Here is a 7,638-nt window from a genome sequence, read left to right as displayed (position 1 = left end):
GGGGGCCGGCCACACCGCGCCCGCGGGCACCCCCCCGCCGAGCCGCGCCCCCCCCGGGGCGGGGTGGGGACGCGCTTCGTCATGTCAGACGTACGAGCCGGGCTCGCTGGGCGCGGAGACCACGCCCGGCTCCTCGCCCTCGCCCTCCGGGCGGGTGATCTTCGCGGTCACCTCGTGCGGGCGCAGCTCGCCGGCGGCGATCTGCTCGGCCCAGTGGCAGGCCACCCGGCTGGCACCGATCTGGCGCAGTTCCGGCCGCTCGTCGGCGCAGCGGGTCGGCTGCGCCCACGGGCAGCGGGTGTGGAACCGGCAGCCCGACGGCGGGTTGGCCGGCGACGGCAGGTCACCGGCGAGCAGGATGCGCTCGCGGCGGTCCTCCACGTCCGGGTCCGGCACCGGCACCGCCGACATCAGCGCCCGGGTGTACGGGTGCAGCGGCTCGGTGTAGAGCCGGTCGCTCGGCGCCTCTTCCACCAGCGCGCCCAGGTACATCACGCCGACGATGTCGGAGATGTGCCGCACCACGGCCAGGTCGTGCGCGATGACCAGGTAGGTCAGGCCGAGGCTGTCCTGGAGTTCGTCGAGCAGGTTCACCACCTGCGCCTGGATCGACACGTCCAGCGCGGAGACCGGCTCGTCGGCGACGATCAGCTCCGGGCCGAGCACCAGGGCGCGCGCGATACCGATGCGCTGGCGCTGGCCGCCGGAGAACTCGTGCGGGTAGCGGGACAGCGCCCACTTGGGCAGGCCGACCGCGTCGAGCGTCTCGCCGATGATCCGCCGCCGGTCGTCCCGGTTGGCGCCGATGCCGTGGGTTTGGAGGCCCTCGGTCAGGATCGACTCGACGTTCTGCCGGGGGTCCAGGCTGGACATCGGGTCCTGGAAGATCATCTGCATCCGGCGGCGCATCGCGCGCAGCTTGCCGGCCGGCAGCGTGGTCAGCTCGACGCCGTCGAACTTCACCTCGCCGCTGGTCGGCGGGTTGAGCTGGAGCAGCGCCCGGCCCAGCGTGGACTTGCCGCAGCCCGACTCGCCCACCAGCCCGTACGTCTTGCCGCGCGGAATGCTCAGGTCGACCCCGTCGACCGCCTTGACGTGCCCGACGGTCCGGTCGAAGATCACGCCCCGGCGGATCGGGAAGTGCACCTTCAGGTCGCGGACCTCGACGAGGATGTCGTTGTCGCTCATGGGGTCTCCTCCTCGCGCGGAGCCGGTCCGAAGCCGGGCACGGCGGGCGGGTCGGCCGGCTCGGCCTGGGCCGGCACCGCACCCGGTTCGGTGGTCGTCGGCGCGGTCGCGCGGGCGTCCGCCTCCGGGGTCAGGCCGGGGATCGGCACCGGGTTGACGCAGCGGTAGCTGCGCGCGTCGTGGGTGAGCACCAGCTCCGGCGGTTCGCCCACGCACTCGTCGACGCGGCGCGCACAGCGCGGGGCGAACGCGCAGCCGTCCGGCCAGGGCAGGACGTCGCGCACCGAGCCGGGGATGGGGTTCAGCCGTTCGCCACGGCCGGCGTCCAGGCGCGGCACCGAGGCGAGCAACCCCTCGGTGTACGGGTGCCGGGGCTGGCGGAACAGCGGACGGCGGGTGGCCGTCTCCACCACCCGGCCGGCGTAGAGCACGTTGATGGTGTCGCACATGCCGGCCACCACACCGAGGTCGTGCGTGATCATGACCAGGGCGGTGCCGGAGTCCCGGACCAGGCCCTTGAGAAGTTCCAGGATCTGCGCCTGGATGGTGACGTCGAGCGCGGTGGTCGGCTCGTCGGCGATCAGCAGCCGGGGCTGGCAGGCGACCGCCATGGCGATCAGCGCCCGCTGCCGCATGCCGCCGGAGAGCTGGTGCGGGTACTCCTTGAGGCGCCGCCGCGGGTCCGGGATGCCCACCCGGTCGAGCAGGTCGGCCGCCTCCCTGGTGGCCGCCTCGCCCTTCATGCCCCGGTGCCGGGCGAGCACCTCGGTCACCTGGAGCCCGATCGGGATGACCGGGTTCAGCGAGGAGAGCGGGTCCTGGAAGATCATCGCGACGTCCCGCCCGCGGATGTCGCGGCGCGACCGGTCGTCGAGCTGGAGCAGGTCGGTGCCGTCGAAGACCGCCTTGCCGCCCACGCGCAGGCCCGGCTGCTTGGGCAGCAGGCCCATGATGGCCAGCGACGTGACGCTCTTGCCGCAGCCGGACTCGCCGACCAGGCCGACCACCTCGCCGGCGTCGACCGAGAAGGACACCCCGTCCACCGCGTGCACGGTGCGCTGCCCACGACGGGCGAACGTGACGGAGAGGTCGTCCACTTCGAGCAGTGCCATGGCTGACTGACCTACTTCCGCAGCTTCGGATCGAGAGCCTCGCGCATCGCCTCACCGAGCAGGGTGAACCCGAGCGCGGTGATGATGATGCCGAGCGCCGGATAGATCGCCAGGCCCGGCCGGATGCCCAGGTACGGCTGCGCGTCGGCGAGCATGACGCCCCACTCCGGGATGGCCGAGTCGGGGTTGCCGAGACCGAGGAAGGACAGCGCGGCCGCCTCGATGATCGCGGTCGCCAGCGTCAGCGTGGCCTGCACGATGACCGGGGCGATCGAGTTCGGCACCACGTGGGTAAGGGCGATCTTGGAGCGCTTCACGCCGAGCGACGTCGCGGCCAGCACGTAGTCGCTGTTTGCCTGCGCGATCATCGAGCCGCGCAGCAGCCGGGCGAAGATCGGCACGGACACCACACCGACGGCGATCATCACGGTGGTGAGGCTGGCGCCGAGCAGTGCCGCGATGCTCACCGCGAGCAGCAGGCTCGGCATGGCCAGCAGCATGTCGATGAAGCGCATCAGGGTGGTGTCGATCCAGCGGCCCCAGCGCCCGCCGAGACCGGCCGCGGCACCGGCGACGCCGCCGATCAGCGCGCCGACCGCGAGGCCGATCAGGGTGGAGACGACGCCGACGAGCAGCGTCTGCCGGGCCCCGACGATGAGCCGGCTGAACTCGTCCCGGCCCTGGTGGTCGAAGCCGAGCCAGTGGTCGGCGGAGACGCCCGGGATGATGCCCTGGCCGGACTTGACCAGTCCTTCGCGGATGCCGATGGAGTCCGTCGGGCTGTACGGGACGAGGAACGGCCCGATGACCGCGACCAGGACGAAGACCGCCAGGATGACCACGCCGATGACGGCGGCCGGGTTGCGGCGCAGCCGGCGGAACGCCTCCTTCCAGAGGCTCACCCCCTGCTCGTCGTCGCGGGCGGCCAGTTCGGCGAGCCGGTCGATCTTCTCGCGCTTCTTGCCAGTGGTGATGGTCATCGCACCCTCACCCTCGGGTCGATCACGCTGTAGGAGAGGTCGACCAGGAGATTCACCAGCACGTACACCACCGCAATGATCATGATGAAGCCCATCAGCACCGGGTAGTCGCGCTGACTGATCGACTCGGCGACGAACGCGCCGATGCCGCTGAACGCGAACACGGTCTCGGTGAGCACCGCGCCGGAGAGCAGGAGACCGGTCTGGAGACCGATCGAGGTGGCCACCGGCAGCATGGCGTTGCGCAGCACGTGCCGGCGGCGGACGGTCCGCTCGGTCAGGCCCTTGGCCTCGGCGGTGCGGACGAAGTCCTCGTTGAGCACCTCCAGCACGCTGGCCCGGGTGATCCGGACGATGATCGCGAGCGGGATGCTGGCGAGCGCGATACCAGGCAGCACGAGGTGCCAGAGCGCGTCGGCGGCGGCGTCCCACTCGCGGGTCATGAGCCCGTCGAGGACGAAGAAGTTGGTGACCCGGGTCGCCCCGATGGTCGGGTCCTGCCGGCCGCTGGAGGGGAACCAGCCCAGGTTCTCCGCGAAGATCGCCTTGAGCACGTACGCCAGGAAGAAGACCGGGATGCAGATGCCGATGAGCGATCCGCCGACCGAGGCGTGGTCGAGGAACCGGCCCCGGCGGCGGGCGGCCAGGTAGCCGAGCGGGATGCCGATGCCGACCGCGAGGATCATCGCCATGATCGTCAGCTCGACGGTGCCAGGGAACCGTTCCACGAACTCCGTGGTGACGGCCCGCTTCGTACCGGTCGAGGTGCCCAGGTCGAGCCGGATCATCCGCCGCAGGAAGCGGGCGTACTGGACCAGGATCGGCTCGTCGAGGCCGAGGTTGCGCCGGATGGCGGCGCGCGTCTCGGGCGTGCCCCGTTCACCGAGGATCGCGGTCTCGGGCCCGCCGGGAAGTCGGTGGAGCCAGATGAACAGCAGGACGGAGAGCCCGAACAGCGTGGGTATCAGCTGTAGCAGGCGTCTGATGATGAACCGGAACACGGGCGCCTCGGAGGGTGTGCGGAGGGGTGCGGGCGGGCGCTGTGGTCACAGCGCCCGCCCGCGTACGGTGCCTTCAGATCACTTGAACTCTGCGGTCGCGTACCGCTCGTCGGTGAGCGGGCTCGCCTTGATCCCGGTCACGTCCTTGCCGAACACGATCGCCGGCGGGGAGTGCGAGATCGGCACACCCGGCAGGAAGTCCATGATCGACTTGTTCAGTGCCTTGTACTTCTCCGTACGGGCCGCCGCGTCGGCGGTGGTGTCGGCGTCCTTGAACTGCGCGAAGAGCTGGGGGTTGTTGAAGCCCCACTCGTCCTTCGGGCGGTCGAAGAAGGTGCCGATGAAGTTGTACGCGTCGCCGTAGTCACCGGTCCAGCCGAGGAAGTGCAGGTCGTGCTTGTTGCCGGAGGTGGTGGCGTTGAGGTAGTCCGGGCTCCACTTCAGCGGGATGGCCTGGACGTTGATGCCGACCGCCTTGAGGTCCGCCGAGAGCAGCTCGAAGATGTCCTTCGGGTTCGGCATGTACGGCCGGGTGACCTCGGTCGGGTAGTGGAACTTCAGCGTCAGGTTCGACGCGCCGGCCTCGGCCAGCAGGGCCTTCGCCTTGGCGGGGTCGTAGTCGTACTTGGTGACGTCGCCGTTCCAGCCCTCGACGGTGTCCGGGAAGAAGTTCATCGCGACCTTGGCGCCCGGGGGCAGCTTCGAGTCGACCAGGGCCTGCCGGTTCAGCGCGTGCGCGATGGCCTGCCGGACCTTCAGGTCGGCCAGCTTCGGGTTCCCCTTCTGGTTGATCGCCAGGTAGAGGATGTTGAAGGCGGGCCGGGTGAGGACGTTGAAGCCCTCCTTCTTCAGCGGCTCGACGTCGGCCGGGCCGACCAGGTCGTAGCCCTGGATGTCACCCGAGCGGAGCGCCTGCTTGCGGGCGTTCTCGTCCGAGATCGTCTTGAAGATGATGGTCTTCAGCTTGGCCTTGTCGCCGTAGTAGTCGTCGTTGCGCTCGATGGTGAGCGACTTGTTCGCGATGTCCCACGCCTTGAACTTGAACGGGCCGGTGCCGGTCGGGTGCTCCATCGCGTACGCCGGGTACTTGATGTCCTCGGCGGTGCCGGTCACGTTGCTGGCGTCGTACTGCTCCATCGCCTTCGGGCTCTGGATCGAGAACGACGGCAGCATGAGCGCGGCCGGGATCTTGCTGGAGACCCGGGTGAACGCCAGGTCCACAGTGGTGGCGTCCTTGGCGGTGCAGGACTTGAAGAGGCTCGGCGGCAGGTCCGGGTTCTCGTTCTTGGCGAACCCGCCCATGACGTCCTGCCAGTACGCGGTCACGTCCGGGCTCTGCATGAGGCCCTTGGCGTTGTACCAGCGGTTGAAGTTGACGCAGACGGCCTCGGCGTTGAAGTCGGTGCCGTCGTGGAACTTGACACCCGAGCGGAGCTTGAAGGTCCAGGTCGTGCCCGCCGCATCCGGCGTCCAGGACTCGGCGAGGCCCGGCGTCACCTTGGTGCCGCCCTCCTCCGGACGGACCAGGGTCTCGAAGACCTGGCGCGCCACGCGCAGCGACTCACCGTCGCTGGCGAAGCTGGGGTCGAGCACCTTCGGGTCTCCGGCGACGCCGAAGACGAGGGTGTCCTTCTTGCTATCTCCGGAGCCACTCTCACGGTCGCTCTCGGCGCAGCCTGCAACCGCGAGGGCCGCGACCGCGACGGCCGCGATTGCGACCTTCGGCCTGGATGCACGCATGGTGCTTCACCTCGTCCTTGGGGGTACGGACAACGTGGTGACAGGGTCACCGATGTGCGCAGACCTTAGCCCTCGGGTGGACGGCGCGGAAACCGGCGGGGGGCGGGTTGGTATCGAATCGTGTCTGTTCCGCAACGAGGCATACGAATCGAAGGATAATCACTTACGCTGCCGATGTTTCGTCGGCCAGAAGGCCGAATTTATTACGTCGATCCGGTCCCGGACGCACGTTCCTGTCAGATCGACGGACATGCCCGTCCGGCCCGGAGACACGTCCGGCGGGCACCCCGCAGGGCACCCGCCGGAGGCGGCACGACTTGATTCAGACGGCCCGTCGGCCCTCGAAGGCCCGGCCCAGCGTGATCTCGTCGGCGTACTCCAGGTCGCCGCCGACCGGCAGTCCACTCGCGAGCCGGGTCACCGCGATCCCCATCGGCTTGACCATCAGCGCCAGGTAGGTGGCTGTCGCCTCGCCCTCGGTGTTCGGGTCGGTGGCGAGGATCAGCTCGCGGACCTCGCCGCCGCCGAGGCGGGTCATCAGCTCACGGATCCGAAGGTTGTCCGGGCCGATGCCCTCCAGCGGATTGATCGCGCCGCCGAGCACGTGGTAGCGCCCGCGGAACTCGCCGGTCCGCTCGATCGCCACCACGTCCTTCGGCTCCTCGACCACACAGAGCACCTCGTCGGTGCGCCGTGGGTCGCGGCAGATCCGGCACTGCTCCGACTCGGCCACGTTGTAGCAGGTCGTGCAGAACCGGACCAGGTCCTTGACCTTGCGCAGCGCGCCGGCCAGCCGGTTCACGTCGGCCGGATCCGCCGACAGCACGTGGAACGCGATCCGCTGGGCGCTCTTCGGGCCCACGCCCGGCAGCCGGCCCAGCTCGTCGATCAGATCCTGGATGGCACCCTCGTACATCTGCCGGCTCAGAACCCGGGCAGGCTGAGGCCGCCCATGCCGCCCGCGACCGGGCCCATCTTCTTCTCGGTCAGCTCGCGGGCCGCCTCGGCGGCGTTGTGCACTGCGGCGACCACCAGGTCCTCGAGCGTCTCGACGTCCTCCGGGTCGACCGCCTTCGGGTCGATCTTGATCGCCTTCAGCTCACCGGTACCGGCGACCGTAGCGGTGACCAGGCCCCCGCCGGCGGTGCCGGTCAGCTCCGCCTCGGCCAGCTCGGCCTGGGCCTTGGCGATCTGCTGCTGCATCTTCTGCGCCTGCTTCAGCATCTGCTGCATGTTCGGCTGTCCACCTGGGCGCACGGACCGCTCCTTCTTCCACTCGTCTGCTCGGCCGCGCCCAGCCTAGTCGGGCCACGGCACCGCTGAATCGCGGTCGGCGCACGCTCAGCGCGCGTCCACCTCGTCGATCTTCTCCGCCCCGAACGTCTCGCGCAGCAGCTGCACCGCCTGCTCCTCACTCGACTGCCGGGCGGTCCGCTCGTCGATCACTTCGTCGAGCGGCTCGTCGCCCGGATCGAACCCCTCGTAGGCGGGCGCCGCCGCGGGCGCGCCCCCGCCCCGCACCGGGCCGTCGAAGTCCGGGTCGTAGGGCGGCTCGCCCGCCCACTCGGCATCGGCCGTCTTCCGCGCCGGCTGCGCCGCGCGCGGCCCCTTGCCGGC

General features: G+C 70.2%; 7 protein-coding genes and 1 pseudogene. All 8 read right to left on the bottom strand.

The window, feature by feature from the left end; genetic code table 11:
• Positions 1 to 84: 84 nt before the first annotated feature.
• Positions 85 to 1,188, bottom strand: coding sequence for an ABC transporter ATP-binding protein (locus tag AC2CHG_RS28465; protein ID WP_030273815.1), 1,104 nt, complete (start codon positions 1,186 to 1,188; stop codon positions 85 to 87).
• Entirely contained in the window at positions 1,185 to 2,300 is a 1,116-nt protein-coding gene (locus AC2CHG_RS28460) for an ABC transporter ATP-binding protein (RefSeq protein ID WP_262013453.1), read from the bottom strand. Before AC2CHG_RS28460 ends, AC2CHG_RS28465 begins: the two co-directional genes overlap by 4 nt.
• 11 nt (positions 2,301 to 2,311) lie before the next feature.
• The gene (locus AC2CHG_RS28455; protein ID WP_252448187.1) at positions 2,312 to 3,280 is read right to left on the bottom strand and encodes an ABC transporter permease; all 969 of its coding nucleotides are present in this window, start codon (positions 3,278 to 3,280) and stop codon (positions 2,312 to 2,314) included.
• On the bottom strand, positions 3,277 to 4,281 hold the full coding sequence (locus AC2CHG_RS28450) for an ABC transporter permease (RefSeq protein WP_194803309.1): 1,005 nt from the start codon (positions 4,279 to 4,281) through the stop codon (positions 3,277 to 3,279). Before AC2CHG_RS28450 ends, AC2CHG_RS28455 begins: the two co-directional genes overlap by 4 nt.
• A 78-nt stretch (positions 4,282 to 4,359) precedes the next feature.
• Positions 4,360 to 6,021, bottom strand: coding sequence for an ABC transporter substrate-binding protein (locus tag AC2CHG_RS28445; protein WP_262013454.1), 1,662 nt, complete (start codon positions 6,019 to 6,021; stop codon positions 4,360 to 4,362).
• A 322-nt stretch (positions 6,022 to 6,343) separates the two neighbouring features.
• Positions 6,344 to 6,937: a recombination mediator RecR gene (recR, locus tag AC2CHG_RS28440; RefSeq protein ID WP_013289050.1), complete on the bottom strand. Its 594-nt coding sequence runs from the start codon at positions 6,935 to 6,937 to the stop codon at positions 6,344 to 6,346.
• Between the two features lie 8 nt (positions 6,938 to 6,945).
• Positions 6,946 to 7,254 carry a YbaB/EbfC family nucleoid-associated protein gene (locus AC2CHG_RS28435; protein WP_228533033.1) on the bottom strand — a complete coding sequence of 103 codons (309 nt, stop codon included), beginning with the start codon at positions 7,252 to 7,254 and terminating at the stop codon, positions 6,946 to 6,948.
• Between the two features lie 108 nt (positions 7,255 to 7,362).
• Positions 7,363 to 7,638 (bottom strand): annotated as a pseudogene (locus AC2CHG_RS28430) (DNA polymerase III subunit gamma and tau); the annotation flags it as partial.

The organism is Micromonospora sp. ATLC20, from assembly GCF_057196585.1.
This window is presented reverse-complemented; position numbering and strand designations above follow the sequence as displayed.

What these genes read in the sequence shown, in the direction of transcription:
- AC2CHG_RS28460 (WP_262013453.1), bottom strand. Translation starts at nt 2,300, where the DNA reads ATGGCACTGCTCGAAGTGGACGACCTCTCCGTCACGTTCGCCCGTCGT.
- AC2CHG_RS28445 (WP_262013454.1), bottom strand. Translation starts at nt 6,021, where the DNA reads ATGCGTGCATCCAGGCCGAAGGTCGCAATCGCGGCCGTCGCGGTCGCG.
- AC2CHG_RS28435 (WP_228533033.1), bottom strand. Translation starts at nt 7,254, where the DNA reads ATGCAGCAGATGCTGAAGCAGGCGCAGAAGATGCAGCAGCAGATCGCC.
- AC2CHG_RS28455 (WP_252448187.1), bottom strand. Translation starts at nt 3,280, where the DNA reads ATGACCATCACCACTGGCAAGAAGCGCGAGAAGATCGACCGGCTCGCC.
- recR (WP_013289050.1), bottom strand. Translation starts at nt 6,937, where the DNA reads ATGTACGAGGGTGCCATCCAGGATCTGATCGACGAGCTGGGCCGGCTG.
- AC2CHG_RS28465 (WP_030273815.1), bottom strand. Translation starts at nt 1,188, where the DNA reads ATGAGCGACAACGACATCCTCGTCGAGGTCCGCGACCTGAAGGTGCAC.